This is a genomic window from Parafrankia sp. Ea1.12 (genome assembly GCF_900465275.1).
GTDB lineage: Bacteria > Actinomycetota > Actinomycetes > Frankiales > Frankiaceae > Parafrankia > Parafrankia soli.
On the sequence record NZ_UBIZ01000346.1, the window covers coordinates 1 to 249 of the forward strand.

The 249-nt window shown below is 73.9% G+C and carries 1 pseudogene; it reads left to right on the forward strand.

The features are described 5' to 3' along the window. Nucleotides 1-249 (forward strand): annotated as a pseudogene (locus FMEAI12_RS19260) (transposase); the annotation flags it as partial.

Sequence of the window (249 nt, forward strand, 5' to 3'; positions counted from 1 at the left end):
GGCACGTTCCTGACCGTGCTGATCAACCCGAAGGTCACCGGTGCCCCGCGGCGGGCCGCGCTGCTCACCGCCGCGAAGGCCGGCACCGACCTCGACCCGGACGAGGCGCACCTGGCCCGGGTCGTCGAGTACGACATCCCCGACCGGGCCGGGGGCGGCACCGGCGAACTGGTCGTCGTGCTCACCACCATCCTCGACCCACGTGACGCCCGGGCCGACGAGATCGCCGCCGGCTACAACGAGCGGTGG